21 protein-coding genes are annotated in these 16,987 nt (G+C 62.9%); 17 read left to right on the forward strand and 4 right to left on the reverse strand.

The window, feature by feature from the left end; all coding sequences use genetic code 11:
- Positions 1-101: 101 nt before the first annotated feature.
- Positions 102-1,202: a saccharopine dehydrogenase family protein gene (locus AC5I5B_RS15915; protein ID WP_080866011.1), complete on the reverse strand. Its 1,101-nt coding sequence runs from the start codon at positions 1,200-1,202 to the stop codon at positions 102-104.
- A gap of 145 nt (positions 1,203-1,347) precedes the next feature.
- Here AC5I5B_RS15915 and AC5I5B_RS15920 point away from each other — a divergent pair, with 145 nt between their 5' ends.
- Entirely contained in the window at positions 1,348-1,779 is a 432-nt protein-coding gene (locus AC5I5B_RS15920) for an Lrp/AsnC family transcriptional regulator (RefSeq protein WP_052817598.1), read from the forward strand.
- 196 nt (positions 1,780-1,975) lie between these two features.
- On the opposite strand, the gene AC5I5B_RS15925 is transcribed toward AC5I5B_RS15920, so the two are convergent.
- Complete coding sequence (locus tag AC5I5B_RS15925) at positions 1,976-2,344, reverse strand: winged helix-turn-helix transcriptional regulator (protein ID WP_003509204.1); 369 nt, start codon at positions 2,342-2,344, stop codon at positions 1,976-1,978.
- A 142-nt stretch (positions 2,345-2,486) separates the two neighbouring features.
- On the opposite strand from AC5I5B_RS15925, the gene AC5I5B_RS15930 reads away from it, so the two are divergent.
- Positions 2,487-3,326, forward strand: coding sequence for an SDR family oxidoreductase (locus AC5I5B_RS15930; protein ID WP_495752750.1), 840 nt, complete (start codon positions 2,487-2,489; stop codon positions 3,324-3,326).
- Positions 3,327-3,349: 23 nt separating this feature from the next.
- Here AC5I5B_RS15930 and AC5I5B_RS15935 read toward each other — a convergent pair whose 3' ends face one another.
- The gene (locus tag AC5I5B_RS15935) at positions 3,350-4,990 is read right to left on the reverse strand and encodes an alpha/beta hydrolase (protein ID WP_162695607.1); all 1,641 of its coding nucleotides are present in this window, start codon (positions 4,988-4,990) and stop codon (positions 3,350-3,352) included.
- 448 nt (positions 4,991-5,438) lie between these two features.
- On the opposite strand from AC5I5B_RS15935, the gene AC5I5B_RS15940 reads away from it, so the two are divergent.
- The 11 genes from AC5I5B_RS15940 (at position 5,439) to AC5I5B_RS15990 (ending at position 14,032) form a co-directional block, all read left to right on the forward strand.
- Positions 5,439-5,951, forward strand: a complete 513-nt coding sequence (locus tag AC5I5B_RS15940; protein ID WP_080866012.1) for a hypothetical protein — start codon at positions 5,439-5,441, stop codon at positions 5,949-5,951.
- A gap of 3 nt (positions 5,952-5,954) precedes the next feature.
- The gene (locus AC5I5B_RS15945; protein ID WP_162695605.1) at positions 5,955-7,214 is read left to right on the forward strand and encodes a DNA-packaging protein; all 1,260 of its coding nucleotides are present in this window, start codon (positions 5,955-5,957) and stop codon (positions 7,212-7,214) included.
- A gap of 445 nt (positions 7,215-7,659) precedes the next feature.
- Positions 7,660-8,298 (forward strand): hypothetical protein, encoded by a 639-nt coding sequence (locus tag AC5I5B_RS15950; protein ID WP_111835068.1) that lies wholly within the window; start codon positions 7,660-7,662, stop codon positions 8,296-8,298.
- A 59-nt stretch (positions 8,299-8,357) separates the two neighbouring features.
- Positions 8,358-8,666, forward strand: coding sequence for a Dabb family protein (locus AC5I5B_RS15955; protein WP_031233658.1), 309 nt, complete (start codon positions 8,358-8,360; stop codon positions 8,664-8,666).
- Between the two features lie 254 nt (positions 8,667-8,920).
- Positions 8,921-10,087 (forward strand): phage portal protein, encoded by a 1,167-nt coding sequence (locus AC5I5B_RS15960; RefSeq protein WP_003509188.1) that lies wholly within the window; start codon positions 8,921-8,923, stop codon positions 10,085-10,087.
- Between the two features lie 195 nt (positions 10,088-10,282).
- Positions 10,283-10,603, forward strand: a complete 321-nt coding sequence (locus AC5I5B_RS15965) for a DUF6107 family protein (RefSeq protein ID WP_003509186.1) — start codon at positions 10,283-10,285, stop codon at positions 10,601-10,603.
- 28 nt (positions 10,604-10,631) lie between these two features.
- Positions 10,632-11,240 carry an HK97 family phage prohead protease gene (locus AC5I5B_RS15970; RefSeq protein WP_003509185.1) on the forward strand — a complete coding sequence of 203 codons (609 nt, stop codon included), beginning with the start codon at positions 10,632-10,634 and terminating at the stop codon, positions 11,238-11,240.
- Between the two features lie 30 nt (positions 11,241-11,270).
- Positions 11,271-12,539 (forward strand): phage major capsid protein, encoded by a 1,269-nt coding sequence (locus AC5I5B_RS15975; RefSeq protein WP_111835067.1) that lies wholly within the window; start codon positions 11,271-11,273, stop codon positions 12,537-12,539.
- A gap of 192 nt (positions 12,540-12,731) precedes the next feature.
- Positions 12,732-13,301: a head-tail connector protein gene (locus AC5I5B_RS15980; RefSeq protein WP_111835066.1), complete on the forward strand. Its 570-nt coding sequence runs from the start codon at positions 12,732-12,734 to the stop codon at positions 13,299-13,301.
- Between the two features lie 3 nt (positions 13,302-13,304).
- Complete coding sequence (locus AC5I5B_RS15985) at positions 13,305-13,640, forward strand: phage head closure protein (RefSeq protein ID WP_111835065.1); 336 nt, start codon at positions 13,305-13,307, stop codon at positions 13,638-13,640.
- Positions 13,637-14,032, forward strand: coding sequence for a DUF3168 domain-containing protein (locus AC5I5B_RS15990; RefSeq protein WP_111835064.1), 396 nt, complete (start codon positions 13,637-13,639; stop codon positions 14,030-14,032). Before AC5I5B_RS15985 ends, AC5I5B_RS15990 begins: the two co-directional genes overlap by 4 nt.
- Before the next feature lie 7 nt (positions 14,033-14,039).
- Here the strand turns inward: AC5I5B_RS15990 and AC5I5B_RS15995 are convergent, their stop codons facing one another.
- Positions 14,040-15,239, reverse strand: a complete 1,200-nt coding sequence (locus AC5I5B_RS15995) for an MFS transporter (protein ID WP_162695604.1) — start codon at positions 15,237-15,239, stop codon at positions 14,040-14,042.
- Positions 15,240-15,329: 90 nt separating this feature from the next.
- Here AC5I5B_RS15995 and AC5I5B_RS16000 point away from each other — a divergent pair, with 90 nt between their 5' ends.
- From AC5I5B_RS16000 to AC5I5B_RS16015, 4 genes are all read left to right on the forward strand, one after another.
- Positions 15,330-15,737 carry a phage major tail protein, TP901-1 family gene (locus AC5I5B_RS16000; protein WP_112958571.1) on the forward strand — a complete coding sequence of 136 codons (408 nt, stop codon included), beginning with the start codon at positions 15,330-15,332 and terminating at the stop codon, positions 15,735-15,737.
- Entirely contained in the window at positions 15,737-16,096 is a 360-nt protein-coding gene (locus AC5I5B_RS16005) for a gene transfer agent family protein (protein WP_087743626.1), read from the forward strand. The genes AC5I5B_RS16000 and AC5I5B_RS16005 overlap by 1 nt, the downstream gene beginning before the upstream one ends.
- On the forward strand, positions 16,093-16,302 hold the full coding sequence (locus tag AC5I5B_RS16010; RefSeq protein WP_087743628.1) for a rcc01693 family protein: 210 nt from the start codon (positions 16,093-16,095) through the stop codon (positions 16,300-16,302). Before AC5I5B_RS16005 ends, AC5I5B_RS16010 begins: the two co-directional genes overlap by 4 nt.
- A gap of 68 nt (positions 16,303-16,370) precedes the next feature.
- Positions 16,371-16,952, forward strand: a complete 582-nt coding sequence (locus tag AC5I5B_RS16015; protein ID WP_020809574.1) for a phage tail tape measure protein — start codon at positions 16,371-16,373, stop codon at positions 16,950-16,952.
- Positions 16,953-16,987 lie beyond the last annotated feature (35 nt).

The raw sequence follows: 16,987 nt of genomic DNA on the forward strand, positions 1-16,987 counted from the left end.
AAGGGTTTTTCAGCCCAGGGACTTGGGCTGGCTGGATACCGGCTCGAGGCCGGTATGACGGAGGAATGGGAGGAGATATTTTCTCGCCCGGTTTATATTTCTCACCCAACCCGCGCCAGCGGCTCATGCGAGCCATAATACCGGCCAAACCGGTTTTCGAGGAACTTCGGCAGCGCCACTTCCTCCTGTCGAACGAAGCCCTTCTGCGGCAGCGCGCCTTCCGCGAGCAGGTCGAGAACCGTGCAGATGCCGGCGGCGGTAGTGATCTGGATGGCGCTCATCATTCGGCCGGAAACCGGGCCGGCATAGACCTTGTTGGCATAGGTTTCCTGCAGGAAGCGGCCGTTGCGGGTGCCGCAGACGGTGACGAAGACGATGACCACATCCTGCATGGTGCCGGGCAGGGCGTTTTCGAACAGGTCCTTCAGCACATCGCGGCGGTTGCGCAGGTTGAGGTCGTTCAAAAGCGCCTTCATGATCGCCACATGGCCGGGGTAACGGATGGTGCGGTAGTTCATGGTCCGCACCTTGCCTTCCAGCGTCGCGCAAAGCGTACCGAGACCGCCCGAGGTGTTGAACGCCTCGTAGGTGATGCCATCGAGCGAGAACTCCTCGCGCTCCTCAAGGGCCGGAACGGCGGTGAGGCGGCCTTCGACGATCGCTTCGCAGGGCTCGATATACTCGTTGATCAGCCCGTCGGTGCTCCAGGTGAGGTTGTAGTTGAGCGCATTGGACGGATATTGCGGCAGAGCGCCGACGCGCATGCGCACGCTGTCCAGCTTGTCGAACTTGGCGGCGAGATCGGCAGCGACGATGGAGATGAAGCCGGGGGCGAGGCCGCATTGCGGAATGAGCGCGGTTTCGGCCGTTTCCGCCAGAGCCTTGACCTTGCGGGTGGATTCCACGTCTTCGGTGAGATCGAGATAATGCGTGCCGACAGCAACGGCCGCTTCGGCAATACCCGCCGTCAGGTGGAAGGGGGCGGCGGAGAGCACGGCGAATTTGCCTTTTAGCAGTGCTTCCAGAGCGGGACGGTCGGTAATGTCGACGATTTCGGTGTCGACCCGTTCATGCGCCGGCACATTGGCCAGCTGATCGGCTGAACGATCGGCGACGGTGATGCGATAATCGCCTGATGCGGCCAGCATCCAGGCGATTGCCGAACCGATATTGCCCGCGCCGATAACCACAATGTTTTTCATGTTTTTGTTCCCCGCAGTAAATTCGCATGTCTGCGCACCGGATGCGCTTAAAAGACAGAATGCCAGCTTTTTTTGACGATTCGCAGCTTCACTATGTGCGAATAGAGGATTAATATTGAGCAATTAGACGACAGGATTGGTCACTATGACGATTGCCGACAAGGACCGGGCGCTGCTCGCCCTGCTTTCCGAAAATGCCCGCATGCCGGTGGCAGAACTGGCGCGCAAACTCGGCCTTTCGCGCACCACGGTGCAGGCCCGCATTGAGCGGCTGGAGGCGGACGGGGTGATTGCCGGTTATGGTCTGAGGCTTTCGGAAAGCTATCTTTCCGGGCTGGTGCGCGCCCATGTGCTGATCACCATTGCACCCAAGGCGCTGCCTGGCGTGACGGCGGCACTTGCCGCCATCAAGGAGGTGACGACGCTGCATTCGGTGAGCGGGACCTTCGATCTCATCGCCATTCTGGCCGCTCCTTCGATCCTTGACCTCGACCGGTTGATCGACAGGATCGGCGCGCTTGACGGCGTGGAGCGGACGTTGTCGTCGATCATTCTTTCGACGCGGATTTCACGGTAGGGATTTGGGGAGTGCGACAGGCGCAGCGCTGATGGTATTCCGGACGCTCTCTCCTTCCTCATCCCTGTGCTTGTCACAGGGATCCACCAACGCGCGTCTGCGCGGCGGGAAGGGTCCTTTCAGCCCAAGGACTTGGGCTGGCTGGATTCCTGTGACAAGCACAGGAATGAGGGAGGTTAAGGACGGTGACCTTACCCTAAACCACCGCCCGCTCATCATAAGCCCTCTGCGCCGCCATCACCGCGTCGATATTGCCCTCCGCCCAATGGGCAAGCGCCGCCACCGTGTCGGTCAGCGTCCGCCCCAGCGGCGTCAGCGAATATTCGACCGTCACCGGCACAGTCGGAAAGACCTGCCTCGAAATCAGCCCGTCGCGCTCGAGTTTCTTGAGCGTCTGCGACAGGACCTTTTGCGAAATGCCCTTGATCTCCCGCCGTAGCAGGTTGAAGCGCACCGCTTCCACCCGCAGCCGGTCGAGGATCAGCAGCGCCCATTTGTCGGCGATCCTGTCCAGCACCATGCGGGTGGGGCAGCGGTCTTCATAGACGTCATAGATACGTTCCATGGGTTTGTTCCGTCGTTTCAGGGCCATGCCGGTTTCCGCGAGGATACCAGATAACCGAAAAGTGCTCTCTTTTCATGATTTCGTAAACGCAGTACCTGTGTTTTCGAAACATGGTTTCCATTAGATACTACGGAGATTTGAGATGGCAGGCAAGATACTCGTAATCGGTTCGACAGGCACCATCGGCACGCCGCTGGTGAAAGCGCTGCTTTCCAAAGGCGAAAGCGTGAAGGCGGCCTCGCGTAGCGGCAACGCCACGGGCGGCGCGGAAGGCGTGCGTTTCGATTATACCGACGCATCGACTTATGCGGATGCCTTCGACGGCGTTGACCGTCTGTTCCTCATTCTGGCTGGCGGTCGTCTGGATGCCATCGACGCGCTGACGCCTGTTGTCGAGGAGGCCGCGCGCCGCAAGGTGAAGATCGTGTTCCTCAGCGTCCTCGGCGTTGATGCCGATGATTCCATTCCCTATCGCCAGATCGAGCTGAAGATCATCGCTTCGGGCACGCCTCACGTCATCCTGCGCCCCAACTGGTTCGCCGATAATTTCCACAGCTACTGGAAGGCGGGCATCGACCATGGCCAGGTCGCCGTTCCGGCGGGCGAGGGTAAGTCGAGCTTTATCGATGTTCGCGATATCGCCGACAGCGCCGCCGCCGCGCTGACCTCTGACGCCTTCAATGGCAAGGCTTTCAACCTGACGGGTCCTAAAGCCCTAGGTTACGGCGAAGCGGCCGCGCTGATTTCGCAGGCGATCGGCAAGCCGGTTTCTTACGCTGCCGTTTCGGATGAGGTCTTCATCGGCATTCTCACCGGCGCGGGCGTGCCGCAGGACTACGCCTCGTTTCTCGCCTCGATCTTTTATCCCGTGCGCGAAGGCTGGACGGCCGTGGTGACTGGCGATGTCGAAACGTTGACCGGCCATGCGCCGCGTTCACTGGAGACCTATATCGCCGACAATCTGGACCGGCTGAAGGGCTGAGGCTCCAGGCGAGCCCGCCGCGCTCACGCCGGATCGGTGGAACCGCGGCGGGCTTTGAAGAGCATCTTCAGCCGCTGGATTTCCTCAGGGCTCCAGCCACCCGGCGCGGTTACTTCCGTCCATGCATCGATATAATGTTCCGGCGCATAGACATGGCCGTAACCGATCGGTGCCGTGGTGGCGGCGGCGACATCGAGACCGAGCTGCAGCAGGGTGACGACCGGGAACCAGCGGAAGGATGTGGAAACGTCAGGCCCGTGATGCACCATCCATTGCGGCCGCCGGTAAAGTGAGGCGGCCTCGAAGAAGGTTATGGGGTCGCTGGCATATTGCAGATAGACGATCCGCATCGGCCCCCATTCCGCATCGGGCATATGGGCTGTCGTATATTGGTTGGCGAAGCGGATGACGGAGGAATCGCGGAAACGCGGCAGCCATTCCGGCGTGCCCTTCACCCGGCCATTGGTGGCCATGCGCCATGTCGGGCTGGAAAAGGGCGGACCGCTCCACAACGCGCCCTGGAAGGGGTCTGCCAGCACATCGTAGAGATCGGAAGATTTCTGCGAATTGAGCGAACCGAGGCTGAGGCCATGCAGGTAAAGCTTCGGCCGCGTTTCCTTCGGCAGCGTGGTCCAGTAGCCGTAGACGGCCTCGAACAAAGCGCGTGCCGTCTCGACACCGTAATCCGGCTCCGTCAGCAAGGCGATCCAGCTGGAAAGATAGGAATATTGCACGGCGACGCTGGCGATATCGCCGTCATGCAGATATTCGACCGTATCGAGTGCTTCCGGATCGATCCAGCCGGTGCCGGTGGGAATGACCACCACAAGCACCTTGCGTTCGAAACCGCCGACCCGTTTCAATTCCGCCAGCGCCAAGGCCGCTCTTTCTTCCGGCGTCGAAGCCGAGTTGAGGCCCGCATAGACCCTGAGCGGCTCCTTTGCCGGGCGATGGGTAAAGGCGGATATGTCTGCGCCATCAGGGCCTTCGGCGACGAATTCGCGGCCGCGTCGGCCGAGCGATTCCCACGCCATCAGCGAGGCGCTGCTGCCGGTCTTGAGCGGATCGGAAGGGCGCGGCACGTCAGGCTCGATCAGCGCATCCACCTGTTTCAGCGAAGAATCCGCAAATCTGAGACCGATATCGAAGATCAGCCCGTTCAGCAGCATCCATGAGAGGACGATTGCTGCCGCGATGCCGAGCACATTGGCAAGTCTGCGCGGCAGGAAATGACCGCTGCGCGCCGCAAAGAACCGGCGGATAAGCTGGAAAAGCCGGCCTGCGCCGATAAGTACGGCGGCGACCAGCACGGCAAGGCCGCCGGTCTTGGTGGGGTGGGCGCTGGGCAGCGGATCGAGCTCCATCAGAACGCGGATGGAATTCTGCCAGTCCTTCGCCTGCCATAAAAACGCGATTGCGGTGATGGCGGCGGCGAGCGCGATGAGAAAGCGAATGCCGCGCATATTGTGGCGCGAGGGCTCGGGCAGTTCGAGATAGGCCCAGACGGCATGCAGGGCGACACCGATCAAATAACCGATGGCAAAGGAAAAGCCGCACAGCACACCCTGCATCAGCCAGGTTCGCGGCAGGAGCGACGGGGTAAGTGAGGCGCAGAACAGAATAGCGCCAAAGACGATGCCGGTTGCCGAAAGGCCCGCAAACAACCGCCCAACCCATTGTTTCACCAACTTGACTCGCCCCTTCTGCTCACCATCCGGCGTCGAGTGTAATATGTGGCGGACGAGGGTGCAAATCCTGTGGTGAGGACAAAAATCACGATGATAGGAAAATAATCCTTTACAGCGTGACGGTGGTTTGATAGTGTTTGGCTACAGTCGGAGATTTGCGGCTGGGTCGCGGTTGGTTCAGAAATATCAGAGCGCTGGATTTTACGAATAACAAGGCTTTGCTCTCTTCCCTCATTCCTGTGCTTGTCACAGGAATCCAGCTAGCCCAAGTCCTTGGGCTGAAAAGCCTCCCTCCGCCGCGCGGACGCGCGTCGACTGGATTCCTGTGACAAGCACAGGAATGAGGGCTGTGGGGAGGCGCCACCCGCAAATGAACCGCGTCGCATGCCCATGTTCATCTCCATTTCCCTCCCAGGCCAATCCGATGACTAATGCTCATAATTGCGACCCGGCGCTCTACGGAGCCTGGCCGGACAGGCCTGCTTATGCGGATGAGGCCGCGCCTGAGATCAAATCGCGGGCAGACAGGCTGGCCGCCGAAGATGCGGCGCGCAACGGCAGTCTGCGGCAGTTGCTGAACGAGCTGACGGAGGAGATGCGCGATCAAGTCTGCATGTATCGCAATCTTCGGCAGTCGGGCGAGGCGGGGCTTTTGCCTGATGCCGACGACACGGAAGGCAAGCAGGCCCGTGCCGATGTGAAAGTTGCAACGGATCAGCTGTCGCTCATCGTCCGCACTCTGGAGCGGATCGACGCGCTGCAACGGGTGCTGGCGGAAGAGCGGCAAGCGCTGATGGGCGAGGATGAAAACGATACGCAGGATTATGAGGCGGCGGTGGCGCATTTCCTCAAACGCATCGACGAGCTGGCCGAGCAGAAATGCCGCGAGAGGCTGGAGGTGATGGCAGCGTCCGGCACTCCGGCGGGGTCTGATTGAGGCATGGCGGACGTTTTGACCGAAGTGAGCCTTCAGGCACAGGTCTTCAACCTCCTGCGCGACTGGCGCTTCATCGGCAACCTGCCGCAGCAGCCGCCGGAAGGCGACTGGCGGACATGGCTGCTGATCGGCGGGCGTGGTTCCGGCAAGACCCGAGCCGGGGCGGAATGGGTGCATCATGTCGCCTCCGCCGGCAAGCAGTCGGATTTGCGCATCGCGCTCGTCGCCGAGACGCTGGGCGACGCCCGCGAGGTGATGATCGACGGCATTTCCGGCATCTGCCGCATCGCCCGCCGCCATCGCCCCGCCTTCGAGGTGTCGCGCCGGCGGCTGCTCTGGCCGAATGGCGCGATGGCGCAGGTGTTTTCCTCGGAAGACCCGGAAAGCCTGCGTGGCCCGCAATTCCACATGGCCTGGGCGGATGAGTTCGGCAAATGGAAATATCCGCAGGAAACCTGGGACATGCTGCAATTCGGCCTGCGTCTGGGTGAGGTCCCCCGGCAATTGGTGACCACCACGCCGCGGCCCATTCCGCTGCTGAAGGCGCTTCTCGCCGATCCCTCGACACGGGTGGCGCGAATGCCGACGGCGATGAATGCGCGGAATCTCTCGCCCGGTTTTCTGAAAGCCATGCAGGACCGTTACGGCGGCACGCGGCTGGGGCGTCAGGAAATCGGCGGCGAATTGATCGATGAGCGCGAGGGCGCGCTGTGGAAACGCGCCGATCTGGAAGCGATCATCGATGCGGGACATGAACCGCTTGCGCGCATCGTCGTGGCGGTAGATCCGCCCGCAGGTGCCGGTGAACATTCCTGCTGCGGCATTGTCGTGGCGGGGCTCGGCATATCCGGGCGTCTTACGGTGCTGGCAGATTGTTCGGTGGAGGGTGAAACGCCGGCCGGCTGGGCCCGCGCCGTGGTCGCCGCCTTTCGCGGCCACGAGGCGGACCGGGTCGTTGCAGAAGTCAATCAGGGCGGAGAGATGGTTCGGGCCATGCTGCAGAGCGTGGACGCCAACCTGCCGCTGACACTGGTGCGGGCAAGCCGCGGCAAGTTCACCCGCGCCGAACCGGTTGCGGCACTCTACGAGCAGGGCAGGGTGTGCCACGCCGCACGGTTTGAAAAGCTCGAAGACCAGATGACGGATTTCGGGCCGGATGGTCTTTCTTCAGGACGCTCGCCGGACCGGCTGGATGCGCTCGTCTGGGCGATCACGGCGTTGACGACCATGGTGGTGAGTGAACCGAAGGTGCGGGGGATGTGAGGTCAGCGACGATTGGCTCCCGTGAATGAGAGCAATTACCGGTCGAGCGGATGCCGCCTGTTTCCTCTCCCCGGCGGGGAGAAGAAAAGCGGGGTACCGTCAACGCCCGAATTCGGGCGTCTGGCGGATATTACTTCTTCGGGGATTGTGCCGGTTTCGGCTGGGAGCCGGTTTCGCGCATCTGGCGCCACTCGTTTTCGAGCCGGTCATAAACGGTCTGGGGGATTGTCGCTGTCATGGCATTCCTCCTTGAATGGTTAACGCTGCAGGATTGCGCGGTGAATGGAGTTAGCGCGCTAAGGTTCCGGAATTCAAGGAATTTTTTACCCCAAAACCACGGGGCGCGGATTAAAATCGATTAAGGTTTTTTCAAATCGATTTAGTTCCGGCGACTGTCATGTGGAAAAACCCGGCGTCATATCGCCCATCATTTTCAGGAGCAGTCATGGCTTATGACGAGGCGCGATTCTTCGCGTCGGCGCGGATTTCTATTTTTCGCGGTCGCCTGCGCACCGCCCAGCTTGCCGGCACGAAAACGATGCTGGCAGGGTTCGAAAAGGCGATGCCGGGCGGCGATCCGCGCTGGCTCGCCTATATGCTGGCGACGGCCTTTCACGAGACGGCAGCGACCATGCAGCCCGTGCGCGAAACCCTGGCGGCAAGCGACGCGGAAGCGATGACAAGGCTCGACCGCGCCTTTGCGGCGGGCAGGTTGCCCATGGTGCGCAAGCCCTATTGGCGGCCGGACACCGAGGGTAAGAGCTGGCTGGGGCGCGGCTTCGTGCAGCTGACGCATCGGCGCAATTACGAGGCCATGTCGGCGCTGACTGGCGTTGACCTTCTGGAGCGGCCGGAGCGGGCCATGGAGGCGGAGGTGGCCACCACGATCCTGATTCACGGCATGTCGGGCGGCGGCTTCACCGGCCGCAGGCTCTCAGATTTCTTCAGCGACAGGTGCGAGGATTGGGATGGTGCCCGGGCCATCATCAATGGCAGCGACAGGGCGCGGCTTGTAGGCGGTTACGGGCGCGCATTTCATCACGCGCTTGTCGCTGCCCGGATTGAACCCGGGCGGGCCAGATGATAACCCGTTACCCGGTACCGAAAAGGCCGCCTTTTTAAGTTTGCATGACAGGTGACACCGTGATCCGCCATATCGTCTTTTTCACCGTTCCCGAGGAAAACCGCGACGCCGTGCGCAAGGGGCTTTCCGGCCTCACCGCGATACCGCATTCGCTGAAACTGGAAATCGGCGAGAACGTGAAGAAGGACCAATGGGGCAACTCGGTCGATTTCATCGTCTATGGCGAGTTCGAAAACGAGGCGGCGCTGGCGGCTTACAAGGCCGATCCCGCCTATGATCTTTCGACCCGCACGGTAAAGCCGCTGCGCGAGACCCGCGTTGCCGCAGATTTCGACAGCGATACGGCGGTGAAAGCGCCGATCCGGTAACGTCCGCTTCCGCCTGCGAAGGTGGCTCGCATCCGCACGTAGTCTACTGATAACGGGCGCAAATCTTTCCTTTGTCGTAGGGCTGAGGCCCCATCTCCCTCATTCCTGTGCTTGTCACAGGAATCCAGCCGACGCGCGTCTGCGCGGCGAAAGGACTCTTCCCAGCCCAAAGACTTGGGCTGGCTGGATCCCTGTGAAAGCACAGGGATGAGGGGCATCGGGACTTGAGCGGCCATCAAAACAAGGACAACTCCATGCGATTTCCCTTTTCCCTGCCGCGCAAGCGCCCGGCGGATGGCAGAGCCGTGCCTGAAAGCCGGAAAATGGCTGATGGCTTCATGGCGGTGGCGGTGCAGGGCGGGCAGGCCTTCTGGTCCGGCCGGTCCTATGCCGCACTTGCCCGCGAAGGTTTCATGAAAAACCCGGTGGCGCACCGCGCCGCCCGCATGGTGGCGGAAACATCCGCCTCGGTCAGCTGGCTGCTCTATGATGGCGAAGAGGAACTGGCCGATCATCCGCTGCTGGCGCTGCTTTTAAAACCGAGCGCCCATATGGGTGGGCCGGATTTTTTCGAGGCGCTTTATGGCCACCTCATGCTGGCCGGAAATGCCTATATCGAGCCGTTAACGGTGGGTGGGCAGTTGCGTGAACTGCATCTCCTGCGGCCCGACCGGGTGAGCATCGTCGAAGGATCGGACGGCTGGCCGGTGGCCTTTGATTACCGTGCCGAGGGCCGGGCATCCCGGCGCATCGCCGCCGAGCGCGACGGGCTAGGGCTGTTGCACCTGAAACTCTTTCATCCGCTGGATGATCGGGCGGGTTTTGCACCGCTCGCTTCCGCAGGGGCCGCGCTTGATCTGCACAATGCCGCAAGCCAGTGGAACAAGCGCCTGCTCGACAATTCCGCCCGGCCTTCCGGGGCGCTGGTCTACCAGCCGAAGGAAGGCGGCAATCTCTCCACCGAGCAATATGAGCGGCTGAAGCGTGAGCTGGAGGAAGGTTATCAGGGGGCGATGAATGCCGGCCGTCCGCTGTTGCTGGAAGGCGGGCTGGACTGGAAGGCCATGGGTCTTTCGCCGCGCGACATGGATTTTCTGGAGGCCCGCAACGGCGCGGCGCGCGATATCGCGCTCTCGCTCGGCGTGCCGCCGATGCTGATCGGCATTCCCGGCGACAATACCTATGCCAATTACCAGGAGGCGAACCGCGCCTTTTATCGTCTGACCGTCCTGCCGCTCGTTTATCGCACGGCGGCGAGGCTCTGCGGCTGGCTTTCTCCGGTCTTCGGCTCGGGGTTGAGGCTCGAACCTGATCTCGACCGGATTGCCGGGCTTGCCGGCGAGCGGGATGCGCTCTGGGCACGCATCGGCGCGGCCTCGTTCCTGAGTGACGAAGAAAAGCGCGAAGCCGTCGGTTATTGATCACCGACCCGGCGGGATCGAAGCCCCGGCCTCGTGTTCAATCATTTTCTGAAGAAGCGGAATCTCCCTGTGAGGTCTTCTGCCCAAGCGATTCCGAAGACTCACAAAATCACCCGGCGCAGGCGCGCAAAAAGCGCCTGCGTGCGACGCGGCGCGTCCGCCCGATAACAACATCCTAGAACGGAATGATTACCCATGTCTGAATTCGCCAATGAGGCCGGCATCTGGGCCGCCCGCATCACCGGCGCCGTGGCGGGCGCGGGTGTATCGCTCGTTTACCTCCTGCCGAAAAGCAAACGCGAGGCCGCAAGCCGTTTCATCACCGGCGTGTCCTGCGGCATGATCTTCGGCGGGCCGATCGGCCTGTGGATCGTGCAGCAGCTCGATATTGCCGGCGCGCTTTCGGGGCGGGAAATCATGGTGGCGGGGTCCGCCGCCGCCAGCATGGGGGCGTGGTGGGGGCTGGGCGTGCTGGTGCGCATCGCCGACCGTTACAGCGCCCGCCCGCGCGCCTGACACTTCCTTCACATCGCAGGAGTTTTCCATGCACGTTTATCGCGGGCCGCGTCCCGCCACGCGCAAATTCGCCAATCTGGAGCTGCGCGGCATTACCAGCGACGGCACCTTTTCCGGCTATGCCAGCGTCTTCGGCGAGATCGATCTCGGTCAGGATGTCATCGAGCGCGGGGCTTTCCGCCGCTCCATCGAGGAGCGTGGCGCGGCCGGCATCCGCATGCTCTATCAGCACGACCCTGCCGAGCCTATCGGCGCCTGGCGCACCATCCGCGAGGATGAGCGCGGCCTTTATGTGGAGGGCGTCCTCGCGCCCGGCGTCGCCCGCTCCCGCGAGGTGCATTCGCTGATGAAGACCGGCGCGCTGGACGGGCTGTCGATCGGCTTTCGCACCGTACGTTCGAGTAAAGAGGGGCGTTCCAGTAAGGATGGGCGCTCCGGCAAGGCGGCGGGCTCAGGCGTCCGGCGCATTCTGGAGGCCGATCTCTGGGAAATTTCGGTCGTGACCTTCCCGATGCTGCCGTCCGCGCGAGTTTCCGACGTCAAGCACGCCCGCTTCTTCCGCGACCGCGAGACCGAGCTGGTGCGCAACATGCGTCGCGCTGCCCGCTCGCTGTTCGACACGGCATTCAAACGCTGACTTCCGGACAATCACCCACAAGGAAACGACATGACAGAACAGATGACGAAACCGGCCCCGATGACTGTTGCACCGCAGGTGAAGGCCGTGCCCGATACGGTGACGGCCGCCTTCGATGAGTTCATGGAGGCCTTCGAGGCCTTCCGCGAAACCAACGACCAGCGGCTTGCCGATATCGAGCGCAAGATGGGGGCTGATGTCGTGACCCGCGACAAGCTCGACCGCATCGACAAGACGCTCGACGACAACCGCAGGATCATGGACGATCTGGCGCTCAGGAAAGCGCGCCCCGCACTTGGCCGCAAGGACGCGCTTTCCCACGATGCCGAGGAGCACAAGGCCGCTTTCGAGGCCTATATCCGCCGCGGTGAGGAAGGCGCGCTGCGCGATCTCGAGGCCAAGGCCTTTGCCGGCTCGACCGGAGCCGATGGCGGCTTCCTGCTGCCGAGCGAGACGGATGGCGAGATCGGCCGGCGCATGACGGCGATTTCGCCGATCCGCGCACTGGCAACCGTGCGGCAGGTTTCCGCCGCCGTGCTGAAGAAACCCTTCTCGCCCGGCGGCATGACGACCGGCTGGGTCTCCGAAACGGCGGCACGACCGCAGACGGCAACGCCGCAGCTTGCCGAGCTTTCCTTTCCAACGATGGAGCTTTACGCCATGCCGGCGGCCACGCAGGGCCTGCTGGATGACGCCGCAGTCGATATCGAGGCCTGGATTGCTTCCGAGGTGGACATCGCTTTCGCCGAACAGGAGGCCGCCGCTTTCATCGCCGGCGATGGCGCCAGCAAGCCCAAGGGTTTCCTCTCCTATACCACCGTCGCCAATGATAGCTGGAGCTGGGGTAACATCGGTTATGTCGCGACCGGCGTTTCGTCCGGCTTTGCTTCCGCCGGGCCGATGGATGTGCTGCTCGACGCCGTCTATGCGCTGAAGGCCGGCCATCGCCAGAACGGCACCTTCCTGATGAACCGCAAGACGCAAGGGGCGCTGCGCCGCTTCAAGGATACCAGCGGCGCCTATCTGTGGCACCCGCCCGCCGCCGCGGGCCAGCCGGCCTCGCTGATGGGCTTCCCGGTGACGGAAGCGGAGGACATGCCGAATGTGGCGGCCAATAGCTTTGCCATCGCCTTTGGCGATTTCCGCGCCGGCTATCTCGTCGTTGATCGCACGGGCGTGCGCATCCTGCGCGATCCCTATTCGGCCAAACCCTATGTGCTGTTCTACACCACTAAACGCGTGGGCGGCGGCGTGCAGAACTTCGAGGCGATCAAGCTGGTCAAATTCGGGGTGAATTGACCGCGGACCTTGGGGCCCTTTCTTCTCCCCGCCGGGGAGAAGATGCCCGAAGGGCAGATGAGGGGGCAACATTGCGGAATATCTCTACCGTCACCCCCTCATCCCGCTGCCGCGACCTTCTCCCCCTTGGGGAGAAGGCAACAAGCCGCCACCGCTCGCTCACTCTTTGATTGCCGTCCTTCCGGAGACCCCATGACCTATGCCCTCATTCATCCGCCGCAGACGGAGCCGCTGACGCTTGCCGAGGTCAAGGCGCATCTGCGCCTCGACAGCGACGACGAGGACGTGCTTCTTGCCGCGCTCATCCGCACCGCCCGCGAGCATCTGGAACGCACGAGCGGGCTTTGCCTCCTCCGCCAGACCTGGCGGCTTTATCTCGACCGGTGGCCGCAGACGGGCGTGATTCTGATTGGCAGGACACCGGTGCAAGCCATCGAAACGATTCTGGTTTTTGACGGTGAGGGGCATTCGGCGGATATCACCGTCGGGGAAAAATTGCTGGACGGTGCGGCGCGGCCGGCAAGGCTGTGGCTGCGCGCTCCGCCGGCTCCCGGCCGGGCGATGAACGGCATCGAGATCGATTTCATTACCGGTTACGGCGAAGCGGGAACGGATGTGCCCGACACGCTGAAACGCGCCATACTGATGCATGTGGCGCAGATGTTCGCCTTTCGCGGTGCTGTCGCCCCGGAAAACCAGCCCGCCGCCGTTCCCGCCGGCTACGAGCGGCTGGTTGCGCCCTTCTGCCGTGTGGGGCTTTGAGACATGAACCTTGTTTTTCTCGATCCCGGCAAGCTGACGGCGCGGCTGGAACTGGACGTGCGGACCGAAACGCCGGACGGGCAGGGTGGTGCTGCGGAAAGCTGGAATTTCCTGCGGTCGCTCTGGGCTGCGATCGAACCCGTTTCGGAGGCATCCCATGAACGGGCCTCGGCCGAGGGCGTGACGATCACCCACCGCGTCTGGCTGGCTTACCGCGATGACATCACCGTTGGCATGCGCTTTCGCAAGGGCCGTCGCATTCTGGCGATCCGGGCCGTGATGGACCCGGATGAGACATGTCGCTTTATCGTCTGCCGCTGCGAGGAGGAAAGCCGATGAGCGCCGCAAACCCGCTTCTTCAGGCGATTTTCGCACGGCTGACGGGCGATGCGGTGCTGACGGCGCTCATCCCCGGCGGCATTGTCGACCGGCTTCTGCCGCGCGCGGTTCTGCCATGCATCGTTATCGGCGATCTTGAAAGCAGGGATTATTCGACCGCCACGGAAAAGGCCGAGGAGCATTTCCTGTCGCTGCAGATCTGGAGCGATGCCAATGGCCGCAAGGGTGCGGGAGAGATCACCGCTCGTGTGACGAGCCTGCTCGACGATGCGGCGCTGCCGATTGCCGGGGTCTCTCTCGTCAATCTGCATCTTCTCTCCAGCCGCTCGCGCCGCGAGGCGAAGACCCGGAATTTCATCGTCGAGATGCGCTTCAGGGCGGTGACGGAGTAGTGCCGTTTCAGGCGTTCTGCCTGCGCACGGTTTTCCACAGGACGATCAGGAGCACAAACGAAATGGCGATCAGCACGGCGGCGACGCCAAGCATGGCCGCCACCCCGCCGCGGTCGAGCGCCAGCGTGAAAATAACAGGTGCAACGGCAATTGCGAGGTTCTGCGGCAGGGAGATACGCGCGGCCTGCAGCCCATATTCCTCCGGGGAAAATACCGCCAGCGGCAGCACGGCCCGGCTGACGGTGAGCACACCGGCGCCGAAACCGAAAAAAATGATGAAACCGATGAAAGCCGGCATGGCCGGGGCAAAGCCAAGCAACAGCAGCAGCGACAGCAGCAGAAGACAGAAGCCGATCATGGCGGTGAGGAAGGGGCTGCCGCGTTTCCCAAGCAGGAAATCCAGCCCGCGCGCCGTAATTGCCAGCAGGCTGCGCGCCGATGCCAGCTGGACGGCAAGCGATTGCGTTGCGCCCGCCTGAACGAGCAGCAGCGGCAGGAGCGGCGACAGGCCGAAGGTCGTAAAGGCGCTGATCGTCGTCGTGGCCGCCAGAAGCAGAAAAGCCCGGCGTGTATCGACTGGCGTGGATGAAAGCGCGTCGGCTTTCTGCCGCTTCGCTTCCTTGCGGGGCGGACGGTCGGGAAGGACAAAGAGATAGAGCGGCAGAAGCACGAAGAGCTGCAGACAGGCATAGAGCAGAAGTGTGCCGCGCCAGCCGAGATGTTGTTCCGCCAGCGCGGTGACGGGCAGGAAAACCGCGCCCGAAAGCCCGGTGAACAGCATCAGAAGCGTCAGCAGCCGGCCGCTTTCCGCGCCCACACGCTCCACCACGGCGGTATGGGCAGCCGTCGTCAAGCCGCAGGTTGCGGCCAGACCCATCACGCCCCAGCCGAAAAAATAGCTCGTGACACCGCCCGAAAAGGCGAGCACGGCAAAACCGGCGGCAAAGAGGACTGAGCCGGCCACCAGCACGGGCGCCGCGCCGCGACGGACGAGCATTCTTCCCAGCAGCGGGCCGCAAAGCGCGCTGATTAGCATCATGATGGTGAGGCCGGCAAAAACGATCTCGTTGCCGATCGCCAGTTCGCCGCCGATCCGTGGCGCCAGAATGGCCAGCATGTCGAAACCGCTGCCCCAGCTGATGATCTGCCCAAGCGCCAGCACGCCGATAAGGCGCACGCGGGACGTCATGGAGGCGGCGTCGGACATGGTGAGATCGCGGGGTGCGAGGTGCGGGAAACCATTTGGTAGCAGGCCCGCCGCACCCCCGCAACCGCAATTGAAACGAAAGGAAACAACATGGTGGCGCAGAAAGGCAAGGACCTGCTGCTGAAGATCGACAATGCCGGCGTCTTTGCGACCGTGGCGGGGCTGAGAACAAAACGGCTGGCCTTCAATGCGCAGGCCGTCGACGTGACGGATGCCGAAAGCGCCGGGCGCTGGCGCGAGCTTCTCGCCGGCGCTGGCGTGCAGCGGGCATCGCTCACGGCCTCCGGCATCTTCAAGGACCAGGCGAGCGATGCGCTGGTGCGCGGCGCATTTTTTGCAGGCGGCATTCCCGGCTGGCAGATCGTCATTCCCGATTTCGGCGCCATTGCCGGACCGTTCCAGATCGTCGCGCTCGAATATTCCGGCCGCCACGATGGCGAAGTGCAATTCGAGATCGCGCTGGAATCGGCCGGTCTTCTCACATTCGGAGTGCTATGATGCCTGAGCGTTTGCGTTACGGGCGGGCGAACCGCCATCGCGGCGAGATAGAAGCGCTGATAGACGGTGAAAGGCGCATCCTGTGCCTGACGCTCGGGGCTCTTGCCGAACTCGAAACCGCCTTTGAAGCCGATGACCTCACCGCGCTCGCCCAACGTTTCGCGAGCGGGCGCATGAAGGCGGCGGACATGATCCGGGTGATCGGCGCGGGACTGCGCGGCGCGGGCAACGTCTTTTCCGACGAGGATGTGGCCGCCGCCACGGTGGAAGGCGGCATTGCCGGCCATGCCGCGATCGTCGCCGATCTTTTGACCGCGACTTTCGGCGGTTTGAAAGGCGGGACGCCGCCGGACCCTTGAATGCCGCAGCAGGCGAAGCGACGTCGCGCCCATTCCCCTGGGACGCGGTGATCCATACCGGCCTGTTCCTGCTGCGGCTTTCCCCGGAAACCTTCTGGCTGATGACCCCGAGCGAATTTTTCGCGATGACGGGCGGCAACGCCGTTTCGCGCGGCCCTGACCGTCAGGCCATGGAGGGGATGATGCGGCAGTTTCCGGATGGGTGAGTTGATCTCAAAAACGAATGGCATTTCAAAATTTTGCGGCTCCGGTTTGAATCAGAAAGGCAAGCGCGATGACGGGCGAAAGATCGATTGCGGAGAACCGGGAAGAGGCGGAGGCGCTCTCGGAGGTGATGGGTGATCTCGAGCGGCGTTCCGAGCGGTTCGGTGCGGCCCTGACCTCGGCCCTGCAGGCGGCGGCGACCGGCGGCAAGGGGCTGGACGATGTGTTGCGCGGGCTTGGCCAACGGCTGTCCGGCATCGCGCTTTCGGCCGGGCTGAAACCGCTGGAGAGCATGATTGGCGATGCCGTCGGCGGGTTGTTGAACGGCGGCGGTTCGCTGTTCGCCTTTGCCGATGGCGGGGTGCCGGGGCGCAGCATCACGCCTTTTGCCGATGGCGGCGTGGTCTCCAGCCCCGCCTTTTTTCCGATGGGCGGCGGGCTTGGCCTGATGGGCGAGGCGGGGGCGGAAGCGATTTTGCCGCTGAAGCGCGGTTCGGATGGCGCCCTCGGTGTTGCCGCACCTGCGGGCGGCGGCGGGGCGCAGATCGTTTTTAACGTGACGGCGACGGATGCTGCGAGCTTCCGCAAAAGTGAAGGCCAGATCGCCGCCATGCTGGCGCGCAGCGTCGGGCGCGGCCAGCGCGGATTGTGACGCGCGCTCACTTTCCCAGACCATTGAAAAGAATC

It is taken from the genome of Agrobacterium sp. (assembly GCF_059499945.1).